The sequence below is a fragment of the Mycolicibacterium stellerae genome (assembly GCF_003719305.1).
GTDB lineage: Bacteria > Actinomycetota > Actinomycetes > Mycobacteriales > Mycobacteriaceae > Mycobacterium > Mycobacterium stellerae.
The window spans coordinates 261,957-281,131 of record NZ_RARC01000003.1 but is presented as its reverse complement, the minus strand read 5'-3'; the positions used below and the strand labels follow the sequence as shown (position 1 = coordinate 281,131).

19 protein-coding genes are annotated in these 19,175 nt (G+C 62.9%); 7 read left to right on the top strand and 12 right to left on the bottom strand.

Going from position 1 to position 19,175, the window contains the following annotated elements:
- Window positions 1-85: 85 nt before the first annotated feature.
- Window positions 86-1,423: a shikimate transporter gene (gene shiA, locus D6M19_RS06730; RefSeq protein ID WP_123024396.1), complete on the bottom strand. Its 1,338-nt coding sequence runs from the start codon at window positions 1,421-1,423 to the stop codon at window positions 86-88.
- Between the two features lie 213 nt (window positions 1,424-1,636).
- Here shiA and D6M19_RS06725 point away from each other — a divergent pair, with 213 nt between their 5' ends.
- Window positions 1,637-2,911 carry an FAD-dependent oxidoreductase gene (locus D6M19_RS06725; RefSeq protein ID WP_123024507.1) on the top strand — a complete coding sequence of 425 codons (1,275 nt, stop codon included), beginning with the start codon at window positions 1,637-1,639 and terminating at the stop codon, window positions 2,909-2,911.
- On the opposite strand, the gene D6M19_RS06720 is transcribed toward D6M19_RS06725, so the two are convergent.
- Entirely contained in the window at window positions 2,912-3,922 is a 1,011-nt protein-coding gene (locus D6M19_RS06720) for a TauD/TfdA family dioxygenase (protein ID WP_123024395.1), read from the bottom strand.
- Window positions 3,923-4,046: 124 nt separating this feature from the next.
- Between D6M19_RS06720 and D6M19_RS06715 the strand changes: the two genes are divergently transcribed.
- A complete protein-coding gene (locus D6M19_RS06715) occupies window positions 4,047-4,835 on the top strand; it encodes an IclR family transcriptional regulator (RefSeq protein ID WP_123024394.1) in 789 nt (262 codons plus the stop codon).
- Window positions 4,836-4,850: 15 nt separating this feature from the next.
- Here D6M19_RS06715 and D6M19_RS06710 read toward each other — a convergent pair whose 3' ends face one another.
- The 7 genes from D6M19_RS06710 to D6M19_RS06680 form a co-directional block, all read right to left on the bottom strand.
- Window positions 4,851-5,915: a maleylacetate reductase gene (locus tag D6M19_RS06710; RefSeq protein ID WP_123024393.1), complete on the bottom strand. Its 1,065-nt coding sequence runs from the start codon at window positions 5,913-5,915 to the stop codon at window positions 4,851-4,853.
- Entirely contained in the window at window positions 5,912-6,817 is a 906-nt protein-coding gene (locus tag D6M19_RS06705) for a dioxygenase family protein (RefSeq protein ID WP_123024392.1), read from the bottom strand. Before D6M19_RS06705 ends, D6M19_RS06710 begins: the two co-directional genes overlap by 4 nt.
- The gene (locus tag D6M19_RS06700) at window positions 6,814-7,656 is read right to left on the bottom strand and encodes a sugar phosphate isomerase/epimerase family protein (protein WP_164478366.1); all 843 of its coding nucleotides are present in this window, start codon (window positions 7,654-7,656) and stop codon (window positions 6,814-6,816) included. Before D6M19_RS06700 ends, D6M19_RS06705 begins: the two co-directional genes overlap by 4 nt.
- A gap of 9 nt (window positions 7,657-7,665) precedes the next feature.
- Window positions 7,666-8,283: a nuclear transport factor 2 family protein gene (locus D6M19_RS06695; protein WP_123024390.1), complete on the bottom strand. Its 618-nt coding sequence runs from the start codon at window positions 8,281-8,283 to the stop codon at window positions 7,666-7,668.
- Between the two features lie 98 nt (window positions 8,284-8,381).
- On the bottom strand, window positions 8,382-9,755 hold the full coding sequence (locus D6M19_RS06690; RefSeq protein ID WP_206428466.1) for an MFS transporter: 1,374 nt from the start codon (window positions 9,753-9,755) through the stop codon (window positions 8,382-8,384).
- 100 nt (window positions 9,756-9,855) lie between these two features.
- On the bottom strand, window positions 9,856-10,611 hold the full coding sequence (locus tag D6M19_RS06685; protein WP_123024389.1) for an IclR family transcriptional regulator: 756 nt from the start codon (window positions 10,609-10,611) through the stop codon (window positions 9,856-9,858).
- A gap of 16 nt (window positions 10,612-10,627) precedes the next feature.
- On the bottom strand, window positions 10,628-11,422 hold the full coding sequence (locus D6M19_RS06680) for an SDR family NAD(P)-dependent oxidoreductase (RefSeq protein WP_123024388.1): 795 nt from the start codon (window positions 11,420-11,422) through the stop codon (window positions 10,628-10,630).
- A 130-nt stretch (window positions 11,423-11,552) separates the two neighbouring features.
- Between D6M19_RS06680 and D6M19_RS06675 the strand changes: the two genes are divergently transcribed.
- Both D6M19_RS06675 and D6M19_RS06670 read left to right on the top strand, forming a co-directional pair.
- Window positions 11,553-12,437 carry a sugar phosphate isomerase/epimerase family protein gene (locus tag D6M19_RS06675; protein WP_123024387.1) on the top strand — a complete coding sequence of 295 codons (885 nt, stop codon included), beginning with the start codon at window positions 11,553-11,555 and terminating at the stop codon, window positions 12,435-12,437.
- Between the two features lie 187 nt (window positions 12,438-12,624).
- Window positions 12,625-13,524: an alpha/beta fold hydrolase gene (locus D6M19_RS06670; RefSeq protein WP_123024505.1), complete on the top strand. Its 900-nt coding sequence runs from the start codon at window positions 12,625-12,627 to the stop codon at window positions 13,522-13,524.
- A gap of 69 nt (window positions 13,525-13,593) precedes the next feature.
- Here D6M19_RS06670 and D6M19_RS06665 read toward each other — a convergent pair whose 3' ends face one another.
- Complete coding sequence (locus tag D6M19_RS06665; RefSeq protein WP_123024386.1) at window positions 13,594-14,034, bottom strand: nuclear transport factor 2 family protein; 441 nt, start codon at window positions 14,032-14,034, stop codon at window positions 13,594-13,596.
- Window positions 14,035-14,185: 151 nt separating this feature from the next.
- Here D6M19_RS06665 and D6M19_RS06660 point away from each other — a divergent pair, with 151 nt between their 5' ends.
- From D6M19_RS06660 to D6M19_RS06650, 3 genes are all read left to right on the top strand, one after another.
- A complete protein-coding gene (locus D6M19_RS06660; RefSeq protein WP_164478365.1) occupies window positions 14,186-14,716 on the top strand; it encodes a TetR/AcrR family transcriptional regulator in 531 nt (176 codons plus the stop codon).
- Window positions 14,717-15,078: 362 nt separating this feature from the next.
- Window positions 15,079-15,711, top strand: a complete 633-nt coding sequence (locus D6M19_RS06655; protein ID WP_123024384.1) for a TetR/AcrR family transcriptional regulator — start codon at window positions 15,079-15,081, stop codon at window positions 15,709-15,711.
- 322 nt (window positions 15,712-16,033) lie between these two features.
- A complete protein-coding gene (locus tag D6M19_RS06650; RefSeq protein ID WP_123024383.1) occupies window positions 16,034-16,480 on the top strand; it encodes a nitroreductase/quinone reductase family protein in 447 nt (148 codons plus the stop codon).
- Window positions 16,481-17,296: 816 nt separating this feature from the next.
- Here D6M19_RS06650 and D6M19_RS06645 read toward each other — a convergent pair.
- Both D6M19_RS06645 and D6M19_RS06640 read right to left on the bottom strand, forming a co-directional pair.
- Window positions 17,297-18,469: an LLM class flavin-dependent oxidoreductase gene (locus D6M19_RS06645; RefSeq protein ID WP_123024382.1), complete on the bottom strand. Its 1,173-nt coding sequence runs from the start codon at window positions 18,467-18,469 to the stop codon at window positions 17,297-17,299.
- A gap of 193 nt (window positions 18,470-18,662) precedes the next feature.
- Window positions 18,663-19,100, bottom strand: a complete 438-nt coding sequence (locus tag D6M19_RS06640; RefSeq protein WP_123024381.1) for a nuclear transport factor 2 family protein — start codon at window positions 19,098-19,100, stop codon at window positions 18,663-18,665.
- Window positions 19,101-19,175: the final 75 nt, after the last annotated feature.

Sequence of the window (19,175 nt, the reverse complement as noted above, 5' to 3'; positions counted from 1 at the left end):
AGTGCAGCGGTTGTGGACGGTGTGCCGTGGCGGTCGACCTTCGGACGCGCCTGGTTTAGCTCTCTTTCAACGCGTGTTCCGGCGCTCACGTCGGCGTGGCGTCGAGAGCCGATACGGCGGCATTCTGCGAGTCCGAGGCCTTTATCCGCAGCGCGAGAGCGAGGGATACCAGGCATCCCGCCAACAGGTAAAGCGCAACGTAACGCCAGCCGCCTCCAGCCAGCATGACCAGCGAACCGGCGATCAACGGTGTAAATCCCCCACCTATCGCGCTTGCCAGCTGGTAGCCGACACCCGCCCCGCTGTATCGATATGCCGCACCGAACATCTCCGTGAAAAGCGGCTGCTGTACAGAGACCGCCAAGTCGTGCGCCAGGTTCACCAACACGACCGCCGCGGGCACGATCAACAACATCCTCCCGGATTCCAACGCCATGAAGTACGGCACCGCACCTGCCGCGCCGATCACACCTGCGGCCACGTAAACCCTGCGGCGTCCGACCCGGTCCGAGAGGTGTGCGAAAACAGGAATCGTCACGATGGCAAGAGCACCGACGACAAGGTTGACTGTAAGCAGCTCGTCACGGTCGAGCCCGAAGTGCTCCGATCCATAACTCACGGCGAACGTCGTCACTAGGAAGAACGTGAACAGCTCGACAAAGCGCAGGCCGACGATCGTGCCGAACGCGCGCGGGTTCGCCCGGATGGCCTTCAACAATGGGAAAGACGGCAAATGGTCCTGCGGCCGAGCGGCGACCTCAGCCAGGAATACCTGCGATTCTTCGGCTTTGAGGCGGACGAGCAGACCGATACCCACCACGGCTGCGCTCGCCAAGAACGGGATACGCCACCCCCAGGCAGCGAACTGCTCATCGGTGGTCAGGGCCGAAACACCCTGAATCGCCGCTGTCGCGATAAGCAGGCCGACCGACGCACCGACCTGAACCCCACTGCTGTAAAACGCCTTCGCTTTCGCCGGCGCGTTCTCGACCGCCATGAGCGTGGCACCACCCCACTCACCGCCAACAGCGAAGCCCTGCACTGCACGCAGAACCGTCAAGAGCAACGGTGCCGTGACCCCAATTTGGGTGTAGGTAGGCAAGAGTCCGATGAGAACCGTTGCGGTACCCATCGTCAGGATCGTCACCACGAGCATGTTCTTCCGACCGATTCGGTCACCGAAATGACCGAAAAACACCCCGCCCAGCGGTCGGAACAAGAAACCGACGCCGAAAGTGGCGAACGCAGCCAACGTTCCAACCGCTGGTGAAGCGTCGGTGAAGAACAGCTCATTGAACACCAGCGCCGCGAGGATGCCGTAAATGTAGAAGTCGTACCAGTCGACGACCGCGCCGACGAAGCTGCCCACCGATGCACGGCGGGCAACCGAACGCTGTTCAGATGTTGTGAGTGGGATGGACATTCGTTATCTCCAGTGGTCCGGGTCACATAGCTTGACCGACGCTAAGCGCCGACCAGCCCGTCGCCTACCCATCGTTGCCACTGGGCGGCAACGCCTTCCGCCCGACGGACGTCGCGCCTTGCGACGTTCACTCAGTGGCAGCGCCTCCTCGATCCAGCTGTATCGACACGGTAGAACTGGCGCCTTACTACTGTGTTCAGAAAGGACGAGGGCATGGCAACGAGAGATCTGTCTGGGCCGGCCCCCGCATACGAGCCAGATGTACTTGTCGTCGGCGGTGGCCCGGCCGGCGTAGCCGCCGCGATCGGCGCTGCCCGCACGGGCGCACGAGTCCAGTTGGTCGAGCAACACGGTTTTCTCGGCGGCACAGCAATTGCGTCTTCGGTGTTGACGTACTGCGGCTTTTTCGACCGCAGCCATAGTCAAGTCGTTGCTGGAGTCGGGCAGCTGTTCCTCGACGAGCTTGCACGGGCCGAGCGCTACCGCACCCATGTCACGCAGGAATCCGGCAACAAGGTCGTACTCTTGGACGCCGAGACCACCAAACGAGCCCTCGATGCTCTTGTCTGCGACCACGGTGTGCCACTCGCGCTGCATACCACCCTAACCGCAGCAGAGGTCCGGGATGGCCTGATCCGGGAGGTTGAGGTGTCTCACCTCGGCCATCGTGAACGCATCCGTGCGGCCGGATTTGTGGACGCGACAGGTGACGGAGTACTGCTGGCGGCAGTGGGCGCGGCGAGGGTGGTGCGTCCGCCGCAGGAACGCCAGGCCAGCACCTTGGTGATGCGCTTCGGCGGAGTCCACGGCGATGCCAGCCTTAGCGCCGACGCGATGCGAGAAGCCGTCATCACCTACCGGTCCCGTCAAAATGTTGACCTGCCGCGCGATCATGGCGCGATGGTGCGATTGCCTATCACCGGCGAAGTGATGGTCCTTGCCGCTGACCATCATGCCGACGTTCTCACCGTCGAGGGGCACACCCGCGCCGAGATCGACAGCCGGCGTGCCGCGGCGCATTACCTGAGTGCCTTACGTGAGGGTATGCCTGGGTGGGAGTGCAGCTTCCTCGTCGCAACGGGCCCCGCCCTGGGTGTCCGGGAGACACGGCACATGGCCGGTAAATACCAGCTCACCGGCGAAGATGTCGCTACCGGTCGCCGGCAGCCCGACCACACCGTGGCACGCGGCGGATGGCCGATGGAGGACCACTCGCAACCCGGGGTCACATCACATCGAGGGATCCGGTCGGACAGCTGGTATGACATCCCCTACGGGACGATTGAGTCGTCTCATCACGAAAACCTCTGGGCTGCTGGACGCCTCGTCGACGCCGATGCGATGGCATATAGCTCGGTCCGTGTGATGGGCACCGCCTTCGCCACGGGGCACGCGGCCGGTGTCGCCGCGGCGCTTTACGCTGGCGGCAACTCGGCGCTGTGCACCGACGTGCAGCACGAACTCCGCGCACAGGGCGCCTTGTTGTGATCAGCGGGAAAAGATGCCACCCCCGACTGACGTGTTGCGGGTACCCAATCCGAACCGTTCAGGAAGGGCGCGACTGTCGGGAAGCCGTAGCCACAACCTCAGCAGATGTCGACGACGTTCCGGCTCTGGATAATCCTCGAAGGCGGTGCGCGAGTGCAGAACACTGTAGTTGGACAGGAACTGAATATCTCCCGGGGCGAAATCCATGTCGAGGCGTACCCTGACCTCCCCGGCGATCTGCTGCATGAGTTCCAGCGCTTCTTCCGCCGCCGGGGTGAGCGGCTCGACACCGTCGAACCGCTGGGCCTTGTCGATGAGCGGCTTGGAAATGTACACGCTCAGCCGCCCACCGTGCGTGGTGTACACCGGCGATTCGTAGTACGGCACAGCCGTTCCCGGCGGTTGTTCCCCGCGGTAGTCGAACGCGTATGTCTTGTGCAGCAGCGGAACGAGGTCGGGGCGACGACGTACCAATTCGTTGTGGACTGTGACAGCGCTGGCAAGCGTGCTGAGCCCGCCGGCGCGAGCCGGTTTGAGGCACAGCAAGCCAACAGAATCGGAATGGTCAGTGTGGTAGTAGAGGCGATCGCTTGTCGCGTATCCGCGGACGGTGGGTTGGGCGAAGTCTGCGCCAGTGTCACGGACATGACCGATCAGCTCACCGGCGGCGTTCTGGCTGACCGGCCTGCCCAGCCGGCAACCAACGATCCAGAATGCCTGTGCGCAGCGTTGTTCGGACCAGTGCTCGACTGGAAGTCCGCGGATCAGAAAGAAGCCGCGCCCGCTTTCCAGTTCATGACCGAGGTCGCGCAGCACGTCCGCCAACGGGCCGAGATCAATTTTCCCAGTGGGGATCTCGGTGAACGGCAGTGTTTCGGGCCATTTATTGAGCTCGCGTTCGAGGATGGCGATGTCGGCCGATGTGAGGACGTATGCCCACTCAGTGGAGTTCTGCAGATCATGCCCATACCATGCCGCGGGCCCGGCGTCGATGTCGAGGTCCGTCGTCATACTTCCTCCTTATCGTTGAGTACCCCGAAGTGCGGCACCGGTGAAAACGGTACGGGGCGACCACTGTTCGACAACACGGCTTCTACCCACTCAGTGGAAAACGATTTCATCCAGGAGGGGCGAAATGGCTGGAAATGCTCGGGATGCAGGCAGGACGACTGCCAGCCGGCTGTTCGCGGTGATGGACGCCTTCGCCGACCGCCAAGGTCCGATGACCCTTAGCGAGATTAGTCGCGCCACGCAGATCCCTGTCAGCACGACCAGCAGGCTCGTCGCCGAGATGTCCGACTGGGGTGGTCTACGTCGCCGGTCCGACGGTGCTTTCGAAGTTGGCATCCGATTGTGGCGGGTGGGGGTTCGCGCCGCGTCGGAGCGAGAGCTGCACGAGGGCGCGCTCGCTGCGATGCAGGATGTGCACGATGCCACTGGGCAGCACGTTCAGCTCTACGTTCGCGACGAAGGTGGGATCGTGCATCTGGCGAAGGTCGCTGACCGCCGGTGTCTGCCGGGAGCCACTGCGGTGGGGAGTCGAGTTCCGTTACACGCCACCGCAAGTGGGAAGGTATTCCTGGCATTCGCGGAGTCGCGCCTGCTGGCGGACACGATTGACGCCGGCCTGCGGCGGTATACGAGATGGACGATCACCGAAGGGCGCCAGTTGGCCCGCGCGGTAGAGAATGTTGGCCGCTCCGGAGTCGCCTATTCCCGTGAGGAGCGCCGGCCCGGTGTGAGTGCCGTCGCCGCTCCGATAATGGTCGACGACGTGCTCGTCGGGACTTTGGCTGTGGTGGGGCCGGCGACGACTGACCTACGGCGCCACGAGCGGCGTCTCACCGCGGCGGCCCAGCGGGTCGCCGATGCCGTGGTGTCGCGGCGTACGCCGGACCCGACGGCGTGGTTACGGTTCGACTGAAACCTTCTGCAGTGCCTAGGTGTGTGGTGCGCTGCCCTCGAAGGCCCCTCGGATGATGGCACGCACCGCTTCAGCACTGACGGGGCGGGGGTTGGCATAGGAGTCGCTGTTGGCCGTCGCCGAGATTACCGCCTTCTCGATCCCGTCCTCGGGCATGCCCAGCTCCGCGAGACTTCGGCCTACACCGAGTTTGTCGATCAACATTACGAGCCGGTCGACTGGATCGCCGCCCAGGGCGACGGCAAGGGCGTGGGCCGCAGACGGGGCAGCGGGTAGGTTGTAGGCGAGGACATGAGGCAGCACTGTTGTGTGCGTCTGGGCGTGTGGGAGGTTGAAGGCGCCGCCCAGGATGTGGCATAGCTTGTGGTGCAAGGACATCGCTGTCGCGCCGAGACAGGTTCCGGCCAGCCAGGCCCCATACAGGGTGGTGGAGCGCGCGTCCAGATCGAGTGGGTCGGCAGTCACCTGTGGCAGCGCGCCGGCCAGGGCGGCGACCGATTCGGTCGCAATCATCGTCGTCACCGGAGAGACGTCGGGTGAGTAGAGCGCCTCGGCGGAGTGTGCGAGCGCATTGATTCCGCTCGTCGCAGACGCTTCAGGCGTCAGGGTCGTGGTCAGTTGCGGGTCATAGATCACGGTGCGGGGCAATACGCGGGGATCCCGGCCAGTCGTCTTGCGACTTGATTCTGTCAGCCCCCAGATCGGGGTCATCTCCGACCCCGCGTACGTGGTGGGCACAGCGACGACCGGTAACCCGGTGACACGGGCGACCGCTTTGGCTAAGCCGATGGCTGAACCACCGCCCACCGCCACGCACACGTCCGCGTCCACATCGCGCGCCAATTGAATCGCCTTTTCGGCTGTGTCACTGGGCACATGCATGGCCGCGTGGGGATGAACCTCGACGAACCTACGGCCAAGCTGCGCGGCAAATTCGGACGCAATGGCCGCGTGCCGGGGCCCGGTGAGGATCAGGACCCGAGACGCGCCGAGACGATCAATCTCGACGGCCAATTCGACTCGGCGGCCGACACCGAATACAACGCGGCTTGGCTGGCCTTCGTGTACAAAGTGCTTCATGTTGGCGCTGCCGACACAGGCTCGAGGATCACGTCGAACTCGATGAGCGGAAACGGGTTTACGACACTGTAGTGTTCGGCACGAAGCGCGTCATCGATCATCCGTACAGGTCTCACCAACGACTCTTTCACACCGAAGACGGCGTCGGAGTCCAGGTAGGGGCTGCCGGCGAGAAAGACATGGGTGGTGACCGGATGATGACCGTCGGCTCCCGCGATGACATGGATGTGGGCGGGCCGGTACGGGTGGCGGTTCGTGGCTCGTAGCAGTCGCCCGACCGGACCGTCATCGGGGATCGGGTAGTACCGCGGGATAACGGTACGCAACCAAAACCGTCCCTGGTCATCTGATGTGAACAGCCCCCGCAGGTTTCGCTCGGGCTGTAGTTCGGGCTGCTGGACATCGTAGAACCCTGCTCCGTTGGCCTGCCAGACATCGACGACCGCCCCTGGTAGCGCGTGTCCGTCCGCGGACCGGACCTGACCGGCGAACACGCAGCGTTCACCATTGCCGTCTAGCGAGATGTCGGCGCCCAGCGGACGGGGCGGCGAGTCGACCATGTGGAAGGGACCGAGCACGGTGGAATCCGTTACCGTGCCGCGCCGGCGGTTGTTGACCGCATCGACAAGCATAGACACGCCGAGAACATCTGAGAGCAGCACGAACTCCTGGCGGGTGTCGTCACACTTGTGTCCCACCTGTGTCAGAAAATCGATCGCGTGCTGCCACTCTTGCTGGGTCGGCTCAACGTCCTTGACGAAGGCATGCAGATGGTTCACCAGGCTGCTCAATACCACCTTTAAGCGAGGGTCCGTTGTGTTGGCCAAACTGTCGATAACCACCTGCGCCGACCTTGCTTCTGAAAAGTGAGCCGCAGCGGAAGGGGAGACTGTTTCTGTCATCGGTGAGCCTCGTTGTCGATGTTCGTGCACCAGGGGGTGCTACCTAATCCCGTGCCGGCCAGGGTCTGCGCGGCAGCCTGGAACGCCAGGTCAGCAGCGGTTTGCGTTGGCAGCGCGTCCAATTCGTCTGAAAACACCTCGACCGAGACTGGTGCTGCCACCGATTGCTCGCGCAGCGTTTTCAGCAGCGCCGAGGTGAGTCCGGCTCCGCGACCGGGAAGTTGGCGATGGTGGCGTGCTTCATCGGCCATGTCAGGAAGCGCCTGCGGCAATACGTCGCACAGCTGTAGCGAGGTGATCTTTGTGGCGGGGATACCGGCGAGGTCGGCTGGTGTTGCACCAGAGCGGAACCAGTGCCACAGATCGAGTACGAGGCCGCTGTTTGCGCGGTCCGCCTGCGCCACGATCTCCCAGGCTGTGTTGATCGTTCGGACGTGACTGTAAGGCAAGAACTCAAATCCCACGACGACGCCGTGGTTGCCGGCCCGATCGCACAGGTCGCCGAAAGCGTCTACGAGCTCTTGGGTGGAGTGTTCGAAGAACATGGGCACGTTGAGCTGCCGTATCCCTATCCGATCGGCAATCCGAAACACTTCTGTCTCAACGTCATTCACTTCGCCGGTGGCCCAGTCCCAAGTGTGTTCGAGCTCGAGGATCCGCAGGCCGTACTCGTCCAGCAGGTCGCCGATCTCAGCGTCTGGCATCCCGGAATCGACGTAGTCTAAAACCCTCAAGCCCAGACCGGTGAAGCCGGCGGCCGACGCTGCCGATGCCCGGGTGCGCATATCGGCGAATCGCAGCGTGCTGGCGCTGCAGGCCAATGACAAAGAACTCGTCACAGCTTCCTTTCAGTGGGGGTCGCCGGGGGTGGCAGAACCGGCAAGCCACTTCCCACCTTCGTCGTATAGGCGCTCGACCACCTCACCGGTGAGGCCCGGCAGACCGGTCTTGACGGTGAAGCCCGCCTTTTCCTGCAAGTAACCGAGGTGGCGGTACCCGGAGGGAAACCGACCGAGCAGGGTCGGGTCGAGATCGAGCCGAGCCGCGGGGTCGACGAGATCCAGCCGGTCCTTCTCGTAGATCGGTTGGCGCCGCACGATGGTCCACGCCCCCTCATGCCGGGCACAGAAGTCGTAGAAGCGTCCGGTGCATACCACGTCCACCTCGACGTCATCGATCGTCGCGCGTTGACTGATCGTCATCTTCGTCTGAGCTACTGCGCGGTCTCCAGCGATATCGGCGCTGTGCCCGCCGACGGTGTGCAGGATCGAGACACCCCGTTCGAAGCCCTCCCTGCTGACCTCGATGAATTTCGCTGCGGGGCCCTGAAACCACGTTGCGGTCATCCATCCGTCGGTGGGATGCCAGACGGTGGCGAACCGATTCCAGTCACCAGCGTCACGCCACACGACCCAGTTCTCGACGAGCTCGCGGATGGCGACCTTGTCCTCTGCATGTGATGGCATCCGTTATCCCTCCGGCGGTGGTAGTTGTGCTTATCGCCATCTTCCGCGCAGCCGAACGACATCGCCAACGGGCGACTTCCACTCAGCAGCAGGTGGTTTCATCCACCCGATGTCCGGCTAGGGGTGGACACAGCGTCAAGTGTCGGCTCCGGTGGGCTGGCCTCGTCCGCGCGGCGCGACATCGCGGCGGCTGCGGCCGCGATGACACATACCGCAGCGACGAACGCGGCCGCCGGCAACCACCCGTACGATCCTTGACCAGCAACGGCGAAGGCGACCGTTGGGGTAAAACCCTGCAGGATGAAACCGATCTGGGTGGCGATGGCAACGCCTGAGTACCGCACGGCGGGAGGGAACCGCTCGGCAAAGAACGATGGCCAAAGTGAGTTCGGCGCCGCGTACACAATGCCCTTCAACAGCACTGTCATCACCAACACTGCCGTGGTGCTGGTACCAGCCAACGCGCCGACGAATGGGAAGGTCACGACTGCGCACGCCAGCGAACCCGCAACGAAGACGCGCTTCTTTCCCACTCGGTCGGCTAGCGCGCCGAACAATGGGTGACAAACCAACGCTACGAATTGGCTCGCGGTGATGGCCGTCAGTATCGATGTGCGGTCAAGAGCGGGATTCGTTGAGCCGTAGGAGAGTCCGAACACCAGGACTAACGGAGATACGCACGTCACCAAGGAGGCCAACAGAACCAGGACGGTGGGTACAGAGTGGGAACGCAGCAAATCGATGAGAGGGAAGCGTCGCGAGGCGCCGCCACCTTCGGCCACCCGGGCTACGAATTCCGGGGATTCGGTGATCCCGCGCCGTACCAGGAAGGCGATGACGACGGTGACCGCGCTTACCAAGAAAGGCAGTCGCCACCCCCATGACAGCAGTGCGGATTCCGGCAACGCCGAGATGGGGATGAACACCATCGTGCCAAGGATCGAGCCGGATGACGCGCCGTTGAGCATCCAGCTGACGTAAAGTCCGCGCTTCTTCGGTGGCGCGTGCTCCATCGTCAACAAACTGGCGCCGACTTGTTCGCCGCCAGCGGATAGTCCTTGCAACAGCCGCAGGACCATGAGGAGCGCCGGTGCGGCGGTTCCGATGGTGGCATAGGTCGGAAGCAAACCGATGCCCACCGTTGCGAATCCCATGAGCAGCAATGTCGTTGTCAGCACGGCTTTGCGGCCACGGCGGTCGCCGAGATGGCCGAACAGGATGGCACCGACCGGACGTGCGATGTAGCCGACACCGAACGTCGCGAGCGCGGCAAGCATGCCTGCGGTCGGGTTCACTGCTGGGAAGAAAACCTTGTTGAAGACGAGTGCGGATGCCGTCCCGTAGATCAGGAAGTCGTAGTACTCGACGACGCTGCCCAAGAAACTACCCACCGCTGCTCGGCGGGCCATTCGTGCGCGCCAGCGGTCTTCGCCACCATGCTCGCTTTCCCTCGACTTCAACTCGTCACCCATCGGAACCTCCTCGTCACAGGTGGGGTGTTGAAGTGATCGTCGCCACAGCTGATGGCGGTTGGCTATCCGCTGCTGCCGCTGAGCGGCACAGCAAGGAAAGTCAGCCGACGAGGCGGGAAACTCCCAACGCGGCGGTACGCACCGCGGGCGCCAGATGACGCAACGTGGTGTGAGAATGCGTGACAATGCCAAGCGCGCCGCGCACTTCGCCGTCGGCAGTGCGGATCGGCGCGGCGACCGACACTGCGCCGAGCGTCATCTCTTGATACGAGTAGGCAACGTTCTGCTCCCGCACGACGGTCAAAGCGGCGGCGAGCTGACCCGGCTGGGTGATCGTGTGGCGCGTGTGAGGCTTCAGCCCGCTGGCAATGAAATCGACCTGAAACTCTGGGGCAGCGAAGGCCAGGAGGACCTTCCCGACGCCGGTTGCGTGCAATGGCAACCGACCACCCACCTGGGTTGCGGTAGGCACCGCCCGCTGTGCGGAGATCTTCTCGATGCAGAGGGCTTCGTTGCCATCGAGCACGGCAAGCTGCACGTTTTCCTGTGTTGCTTGGCAGAGGTCTTGCATGAAGGGTAGGGCCGCCTCGGTCAGCACGCGCTGCTGCGGCGCCAAAGAGCCGATGCGCCAGAGTCGAATTCCGATTCGGAAGTGCTGGTCGGGCAGACGTTCCAACGCACCCCACCCGGTCAGTTCACCGATCAAACGCCGGGCCGTCGACAGCGGCAGACCGGATGCGGTTGCGATCTCGGTAAGGGTCAGCGTCGGGCGTGCGATGTCGAAGCAGTCCAGGATTGCCAGAAGTCTGCTGGATACGCTTTGTCCCTGTCCCGGTACAGCGCCATTACCCGCCACTCACGGTCTCCCGTCCTCAGCGAGGCGCCAGCTGGCTGCCACAGCAGACGTGTAGCACCTCACCGGTGATGGCGCGGGCTCGCTCCGAGACTAGGAATGCTACGGCGTCGCCGATGTCGGCCGGCTCGGTGATCCTCCCGAGAGGAGACATCGCGCGATGATGATCGAGCAGGTCCTGCCAGGATGACTCGTCGCGCCCGGCGCGGGTGAAGTTGGTAGGCACGAAGCTCGGAGCGACAGCGTTTGCAGTGACGCCCAGCGGGCCGAGTTCGGTGGCCAGAGACCTGGTGAGCCCGACCACGCCCGCCTTTGCGGCGACGTATATCGGCGGCCCGCCACTGAGCCACACGCGGGAAGCGATGTTGACGACATTGCCCGAACGCTGCTTGTTCCAGTACGGCACGACAGCCCGACACATCAGCATGGGTCCGCGCAGATTGACGCGATGGGCGAGGTCCCAGTCATCGATCTCGAGATCCCCGATGTCGCCGCGTCGTTGTACCGCGGCGTTGTTGACGACGACGTCGATCCGCCCGAACGCCGAACCCACCCTCTCGACCAGAGCAGACACCGAATCGGGTTGGGCAACGTCGACTGGCTCGGCGAGGACCGCCGCCGCCTGCCCGGTGAACTCGGCCGCGCGGGCTGCGGCGGCATCGTGGTCACGGTCGGCGAGGACAACATGCAGGCCGTCGCGGTGCAACGCATGGGCAATGGCCACCCCGAGGGCCCCTGCCCCACCGGTCACGATCGCTACTCGTCGCTCCTGATCATCGGTTGTCACTTGGGCCTCCAGTTCGTGCTGCGTCATCCATCCGGAGTATGCCGCCAGAAAAGTCCTCGTCACAGGCTCGACTGCCACTGAATGGCAGTCGAGCATTGGTGGTGGTATGGCTTCTTCTTAGCGTTAGGGCGTCAGGCATGCCGAGGAGGACCGACGAATGCGCTATGGCTATGCAACGATTTCGCTGCCTACCACGTCCTTGGAGCAAGCCGCACAAGTCGCTGCCGCGGCGGGCTTTCAAGGCCTGGAGTGCAAGCTTGGCGAGGCCCCGCATGCGGTCGGCAGTTCGGCCGAAGCTTTCCTCGTCGGGAATCGCACCACTCTTGGATTGGACCCCGCGGAGGGTCACCGCGCCGCGCGTGTATGTGCAGCGAATGGCCTGGCACTCATCGGCCTCAGCCCCTATGTGAGCACGGGTGATCTCGAGCATCTCCAGCGCGCGTTGGACGTGGCTGCCGCCGCTGATGCGCCCCAGCTACGGCTTCAAGGACCGCGCCCATCCAATGACGGGCCCGGTTATTTTCAGCTGTTCGATGAGGCCGTGGACTTCGTCGACCGGGCCGCAGTCCTCGCTGCCGATTACGGAGTCAGGATTGTGGTCGAGATTCACCAACACACAATCTTTCCGAGCGCTTCGCTCGCATATCGTTTGGTATCCCAATTCGATTCTGAGCGTGTGGGAGTTATTTACGATGTGGGGAACATGGTGATCGAGGGATTCGAAGACCACCGGATCGGCACAGAATTGCTCGGCCCTTATCTCCACCATGTTCATCTCAAGAACGCTGTATACGTCCCGATCGACGACCATCCCGACAGTCCGGTGCGGCGGCATGTTCCGCGCTGGAGCCCGCTGGACGACGGCGTCGTCGATGTCCAAGCCGTGCTCGCACACCTCGACGCCGTCGGCTACACCGGATGGGTCTCGCTGGAAGACATGAGCTCACACCGTGATCCGGTTCAGACGCTGCAGCACAACGCCAAAGTGTTGACGGCGATAGACGCACCAGGATGGAGGGCTGGTCTCAAAGCCACCTTCTGAGTGCCGGGCTTGTCGATGAGATGACGATAGCGAAAATCCTTCGCGCCCATAAGGCTCGCGAGGCTCGGGCGACCGGTCGGGTTTCCCAACGGCGATCCTGCTGGGAACTCCAGGTGGGGCAGAAGGGTTGCCGTCCAGTGGCATTGAGCTGTTCGGGCCAATCGATCTGGCGTCTACCGTCGGCATGATGAGTTCGGCGGAAGGGGCGGGAGTGCTGCAGGGCGCGGTTCATAAAGTCGCCTTAAACGACGTGGAGCTGGCCTACCGCGTCGCCGGCTCCGCTCCGGAGATGATCGTTCTGTTGCACGGCTGGCCGCAGACTGGGCTGTGCTGGCGCAAGATCGTTAGTCCGCTGTCGCAGCGCTACACCGTGATCGTCCCCGACCTGCGTGGGTACGGAGCCTCCGGCGTGACCCGCACGGGATACGACAAACGTGCCACCGCAGGTGATCTCGGCGAACTGGTCGACTACCTCGATCGCAGTGCGGTCGTGGTGGTCGGGCACGATCGAGGCGCGCGGGTCGCACACCGATGGGCACTCGACCGTCCATCGCAGGTCAGGTCCCTGGCGTTGCTCGACGTGCTGCCGACCCGGGTGGTGATGAATTCGTTCAACAGGACGTCGGCGGCTTCGATGTGGCATTGGTTCTTCCATTTGCAATCGGAACTGCCCGAGCTTCTGGTGGCCGCCAACGTCGAAGCCTACTTGCGATACTTCATGCGGCGCGTCCTGGAATCGGGCGACATCGATGAAGCAACCTTCCGTCACTATGTCGCCGCTTTCAGCGATCCCGATCACCTGCACGCCTCCTTCGAAGATTATCGGGCCGGCTTCACGACCGACCTCGAACTCGACGAAGCCGACCACGCCGGGGGCGTTCGACTGCAATGCCCATTGCTCCTGCTCTGGGGGGCCAGCGGCGCCCTAGCGACGGCCGACGTTCTCGCCGTCTGGCGCGAACACCACGCTTCGCCGGCCGCCGTGAGCGGCCGCCCCGTGCCCGGCGGCCATTACGTGCCCGAAGAATCACCTGCCGCTCTGCTGGAAGCCCTCGATGTGTTCTTGACAAGGCATCCCGCAGAGTAAGCGAGGCGCGTGGTCCCCTCGATTCGCGTCCGCGCGAGTGCGCCCCTGAACACCGAGTCCATGCGCTCACTAGCCCCGGGCGCTGGTTATCTGCCCGCAAAGTGCATCGAGTGTGTTGGTAGCACGAGCGAGCCCGATATGGTCGATGTAGTCCCGGGACTCGACGATCAGCCCGTCGCGGATCCGGAAGACGATGATGTTCGGCGAGGCCCATCCCCCTTCCCCGCGGTAGGTGAACTCGCCGATGAACAACTCGGGGTCTGCGGTGCGGTGGACGAACACGTCCTCCACGCAGACGCCCGAGAGTCCTGCCGACGCTCCGGCGGCGAAGTGATTTCGGAGTGCTTCTCGACTACGCAGCGGCGTGTCGCCGAGCGGGTTTAGGGGGTGCCGTACGTCGGTCTCTTCGTCGTAGAACTCAGCCAGTGTGCTGACCTGACTGTGGTCACCATTTTGCAAGCGGCATGCAACATCGAGCATGGCGCGGAACGTCTGTTCGGGAGTTAGCATGCTGGTAGTTCCTTTCCGGAGTGTTCACTCCGCAATATACGGAGTGAACACTCCGGAAAGCAAGGGTGCGACACGGGAGTGAAGGGCATAGAACACGACGGTGGAAAATGGCGAAATGCGGAGTGATGCGCAGGCGAATCGTGACCGTGTCTTGGCCGCCGCCGAAGAGGTTTTCGGGGAGTCCGGCAGAGCCGGTTCGACCGAGGAGGTGGCGCGCCGGGCTGGCGTCGGCATCGGCACCGTGTTCCGGCACTTCCCAACCAAACAACTGCTGATCGAGGCCACTATCGTGCGGCACATGACGATGCTCACTGACACCGCGCTGGCGCAAAGCGAGGGCGGCGGAGCCGGGGTGGCGTTTCCAGTGATGTTCCGGGAAATGGTCTCCAGAGCTCGGGCGAAGCTCGCGCTCGTTGCGTTGCTGGACGAAGCCAGCGACCAGGCGGGCTCCACCGATGAAGTCGGTGCTGCGGCTGCCGTGTTGCGCGACGCGGTCGAGGTGTCGTTATCCCGCGGACAGGCAGCCGGACAAGTACGCCCGGATGCCACGGTGGAAGAGGTGTACGTACTGATCAGGGCGCTGGCTAGCGCCGAAGGCGAAGGAGCTGTCGTAGAGAAGGCGGTCGGGATGGTGCTCGACGGACTAAGTCCTCCTCATCGTTCGTCGCGAGTTGAGGATTGAGACTCGGACGGGCGTCGACCAAGTGGGTCGCACAGCCACAGCAACTGGACGAGGTTTTCGTCTGACTCGCGCGTCATTCCGTCGATGCTGATGGACGGGAAGCCGAACCTCTGTCAGGTTGTTTGACTCATCAACAGTGATGCGGAACAGCTTTCTCAGCGCTGGCGACGGCGGCAACGCGCACTTCGCCCAGAGGCACGGGCCGAAGCGGGTCCAGGCATTCGTATAGCGACACCGTCGCGGATAGCCGTGTTGGCGGTGGACTGGTCCGTGGCTGGGGTTCGGGTGTCTGCCCTGTGAAGCAGCGGATTGGCAATCGAAACATCTTTGATCGACCGTTCCATGATGGGTACGCTATCACCATGGCTGGAACGCGACAATTCGACACCGATGCCGCCGTGGACAAGGCGATGAACCTGTTCTGGGAGCGCGGCTATGAAGCGACGTCCCTGCAGGACATCACCAAGGCGCTCGGACTGGGGCGCGGATCGATCTATCAAGCCTTCGGAAGCAAGGAAGGCCTCTACCGGGCAGCGCTGGCGCAGTACCTGAACCTGATGGCCGCAGAGTTGGTGACCGCCCTGGAGCAGGGTCCCGACCTGCGGTCCGCACTGAAGAACGCGTTGCTCGGACGCCTCGACGCCGCAATCGGGGGCCCGCTGCCGCGGGGCTGCATGCTGGTCAACGCTGCCTGCGAACGTCTGCCCCACGACGCGACAACACGTCAGACGGTCACCGACGTTATGGCCGCTAACCGAACGGCACTCGAAACGGCGTTGACCCGAGCCGTCGACCTCGGGCAGATCAATCCGTCCTTCGACCCGTCGAGCCTGGCCGAGTTCCTGGTGTCGTGCTTGAGCGGCCTGCTAGTCACCGCGAAAGTACAACCCGATCGCGCCGCTCTGACCCGCACCGTTGATATCGCGCTCAGCGTGCTCGGACAACCACAGCACTCGTCGGCCACCCTCGGTCCCCAACTGCAAGACCCGTCATGAGAAACACCGACACCGGATCGGATCCGACCGACGGCTCGCATCCCGGCTCGACGGCAGTGCCGTAAGGCGTCACCGCATGAGAAGAACTGAGCCCATACGAATTCGGTGTCGCAGCGATTGGCCTGTCGCACGGGCTGGCCCTGCAGCGCGCCGCCAACCCCACGTTGAAGTCCACGCTGCCCGCCCGCGCGCCGGCCACCTTCGTTGGCGGCGCGCTCGCCGGCACACCACGCAGCAGCAACTGTCCCGCGCCCGAGACTGAACCCGGCTGCAGCCGCACCCATTTGCATACCTAAACCGGTCGGACAACCGAGGAGAAACGATGACCGAGATCAACAAGGACGCCCTCGCCGCCGACACCCACGCGTTGGACGCATTCAACCGGCGCATCGTCGAGGAGTTCCGGGCCAATCAGGGTCGCGTGCAAGGCGTTCCAGGTGACGCCGTCCTGTTGCTCCACACCATAGGCGCGAAATCCGGCCAGCCTCGACTGTCACCGCTGGCGTATCTGCAAGTCGAGGGCCGGCTGCTGGTGGCCGGGTCGTCGATGGGCTCGGACAAGGACCCCGCGTGGGTGCACAACCTTCGCGCCAACGCTCGGGCCAGCATCGAAATAGGGACTGAGCACTACGATGTTGTTGCCCGAGAAGTCACCGGCGATCAACGAGATGCCCTCTTCGCGACATTCGCCCAGCGCGCACCGGTGCTCGCGGACCATCAACGACACACCGACCGGGTCATCCCGCTCTTCGAGCTTGTCCGATCATGACCGTCGCGGCGGCCCAGGCCCGGACACCCTATGCGGCCCGCGCGAACCGGCAGCTGTGACGTAGGAAGAGTTCGCCTGCCGCAGTCGAATTGACGAATTGTGCGCGCGAGTAGGCGTGGCCGTGATACTTGCGCTCCGCGAGCCGCTTGCGAACGAGCACACTAACGACGCTTCTGGTCGACCACGTCGGACCGGCTGGATCAATCCGACGGCAGCCAAGCGCGGCTGTACCCGCGCACGCCAAACCTAACGGCGCCGGATCGATCGGGTCTGAGCAAATGATCGCCGAATCCACTTCTAAGCAACCACGGCAGGTTGAATACTTATGCTGCCTTGCAAAGCATTTGACACCTGTGTTGCGGCCTGAATCAGCAGCTCCTCGACTCGAGGGTGTGCGCGGCGCCGAATACGCCACACCGAGTGCGGCGAGGCCACGCATTCCGTCGATCGGCGTAGCCATGCACGACACACTGGTGTCGAATGGCGTGGTAGCCGTTCGAGCCGAATCCTTCAGATCGCCAGACACGGTCCAGCGATCGGTTGCGTTGAAACTCAGGGCGACGCGATCCGGGGGTTCGGCTAATTCACTGAAAGCCTCGAGTGCCAACGTGATTCGTGATTCGAATCGCTTGTGATAAGCGCTTTCGCACGCAGTCAGCGCACGTCAGGGATCGGCTCCCGATCCCCGTCGCGGGTGTCGCGAGTTTGTCACTTCCCCGTGATACCGCCCCGGTTGTGCCTTTGATCGTGCGCTGCCTACCTGGTGCGCTGCTGATCTGCTAGGGGCTCGCAATCGCAAACGGGCGCGAACGTCAGCTAGCGCCCTTCCTTCAATTGACGACACATCTCGAGGCGCCATTTTAGAGTTTCTTCTGTCCACTGGTGCGACGCCACTTCTGCGTCGGAGAAGTTGTACGTGCGAGAACCGAGCATGTCGATCGGACTCACCAAAGTCGCCCCGGCGTCGACGTAGGCTTTTACCACATCTGTGACCTCCTGCGGGGCCCCGGCAATGAAGGCCTTCCTAACCATTTCATCCGAGATGCGCCCCATCAGCGAAGCGAAGTCGGCGTCGGTCAGTTTCGACGCATCCCAGCGAACCGAGTAATCCCAGTCATCTGGAAACAGTGGCTCAACCCCCTCCGCCCGCCACGCCTTGTGTGGAAGGCGCCCCCACAGCGCCGCGGCCAGACGGATCATGGGATTCGATCGAGCCATTGCCACGACTTCGGGTGATTCATGGATCAAGCACATCGGTATGACACCGAAGCCGAACGCGTCGGGATCCCGACCGGCACGTTCTACCTCGTCGCGCATCGCAGATACCCGACGGGCATATGCCTCAGGGGTTGATGCAGCAAACGGCACGGTGGTTACCCAACCGTCGGCGTACTTCGCCGCTATCTTAAGGAATCGCGGCCCGGCGCCCATTGACCAAAATTGTGGCCGCGGGCCGCGCTCTTTACCAATGAACGCGTTCTTGTAGGACCAGATATTACCTTCAAAGTCGAACGGTGAATCGCGTTCCCAAAGCAGATTATAGAGTCGGAAATGGTCTTCATAATGCGCTAACCCTTCGGATCGTCGATAACCAAAAGGTTTCAGGTTGTACAACTCCCCCACTGCGACCCATAACATCGCCTTACCGTTAGTGAGATTCGACAACGTCAGTGCGGTGCGAAAAAGTTGGGCAGGACCCTGGCGAATCGCCGGAAGGCCACCGTAGACAACACCTAGTCCGGGATGCTTCGTCGCCGCCACAGCAAGCGAGATCGATGATTCGTACCAGGAAGCGTTATCGGCTGCGCTCGTCGGCGCAGCAGCACTCAGCTGCTGCGGAACAAAACTCGAAAGGCCCAGGACGTCAGCTGCCGAGACGTAATCAACGACGCCTGATTCTTCGAATCTGTGACCTACTCCCTCCTCGATCCCAGGCGGAAGCCAACGAACAGGATGGAATGGAAAAACTGTCGTTACCGACGTTGTCATTTCTATGCATGCTCCTCATTGAGCGGACGGGTCCCAGCCCTGGTGGTCGGACGGGAGAATCGCGAAACGCTATGACCTGCTATCGATGCCCCGCGGACCCATCGCGAGCGGAATCTGGAACGGAGGCAAGTGGATTCGACATGGGGTCGCCCCACCACCGAGAAAGCCTCTGACCGCGGTCAGTCGTGCACAATCACGCCCTGCGCGCGGCCTCGTGCGGGATTGCGTCGGGCCCCAGCAGGGATAGATCAACACCCTCGTAGCTTCCAACGTATTCGATGCCGCGACTTATTAATCCATCGTCGTTGATATCGATGATCACACAGTTTGTCATCTGCACCCTCTGTCCGGCGGGACCGAAGGCGGGGGAGGTTCCAGAACTTGTCCCATACCACAACATTTCGAATATCGCGTGCCGGTCATCGCCAAAAACTCGGAGAAGTTCCAAACTGCGGTCGGGAAGTGGATCGCCTTCTTTTGGCTCGAAATAGTTCGTCAATCGGCCGGAGAACCCCGCATTCATCGCAGGCGCAGAATATTCAATATCTTCAGCCATGAGATTGGCAAATCGCTCGCTATCTCTTTCGTTGTAGGCGGCACACCACTCTTCGGCGATCTTCTTCGCATCCATGGTCGACTTCCTTTCGGCTCAGCGGCGAGCGCGTGTGAAGTGTACAAGCCGCCAGCGACGACTAGCCTGGTAGAA

Coding starts and splice junctions, on each gene's coding strand:
- D6M19_RS06640 (WP_123024381.1), bottom strand. CDS start 19,100: ATGGATGCGAAGAAGATCGCCGAAGAGTGGTGTGCCGCCTACAACGAA.
- D6M19_RS06645 (WP_123024382.1), bottom strand. CDS start 18,469: ATGACAACGTCGGTAACGACAGTTTTTCCATTCCATCCTGTTCGTTGG.
- D6M19_RS06715 (WP_123024394.1), top strand. CDS start 4,047: ATGGCTGGAAATGCTCGGGATGCAGGCAGGACGACTGCCAGCCGGCTG.
- D6M19_RS06665 (WP_123024386.1), bottom strand. CDS start 14,034: ATGCTAACTCCCGAACAGACGTTCCGCGCCATGCTCGATGTTGCATGC.
- D6M19_RS06710 (WP_123024393.1), bottom strand. CDS start 5,915: ATGAAGCACTTTGTACACGAAGGCCAGCCAAGCCGCGTTGTATTCGGT.
- D6M19_RS06690 (WP_206428466.1), bottom strand. CDS start 9,755: ATGGGTGACGAGTTGAAGTCGAGGGAAAGCGAGCATGGTGGCGAAGAC.
- D6M19_RS06725 (WP_123024507.1), top strand. CDS start 1,637: ATGGCAACGAGAGATCTGTCTGGGCCGGCCCCCGCATACGAGCCAGAT.
- D6M19_RS06705 (WP_123024392.1), bottom strand. CDS start 6,817: ATGACAGAAACAGTCTCCCCTTCCGCTGCGGCTCACTTTTCAGAAGCA.
- D6M19_RS06680 (WP_123024388.1), bottom strand. CDS start 11,422: ATGACGCAGCACGAACTGGAGGCCCAAGTGACAACCGATGATCAGGAG.
- D6M19_RS06650 (WP_123024383.1), top strand. CDS start 16,034: ATGACCGAGATCAACAAGGACGCCCTCGCCGCCGACACCCACGCGTTG.
- D6M19_RS06655 (WP_123024384.1), top strand. CDS start 15,079: ATGGCTGGAACGCGACAATTCGACACCGATGCCGCCGTGGACAAGGCG.
- shiA (WP_123024396.1), bottom strand. CDS start 1,423: ATGTCCATCCCACTCACAACATCTGAACAGCGTTCGGTTGCCCGCCGT.
- D6M19_RS06720 (WP_123024395.1), bottom strand. CDS start 3,922: ATGACGACGGACCTCGACATCGACGCCGGGCCCGCGGCATGGTATGGG.
- D6M19_RS06675 (WP_123024387.1), top strand. CDS start 11,553: ATGCGCTATGGCTATGCAACGATTTCGCTGCCTACCACGTCCTTGGAG.
- D6M19_RS06695 (WP_123024390.1), bottom strand. CDS start 8,283: ATGCCATCACATGCAGAGGACAAGGTCGCCATCCGCGAGCTCGTCGAG.
- D6M19_RS06670 (WP_123024505.1), top strand. CDS start 12,625: ATGAGTTCGGCGGAAGGGGCGGGAGTGCTGCAGGGCGCGGTTCATAAA.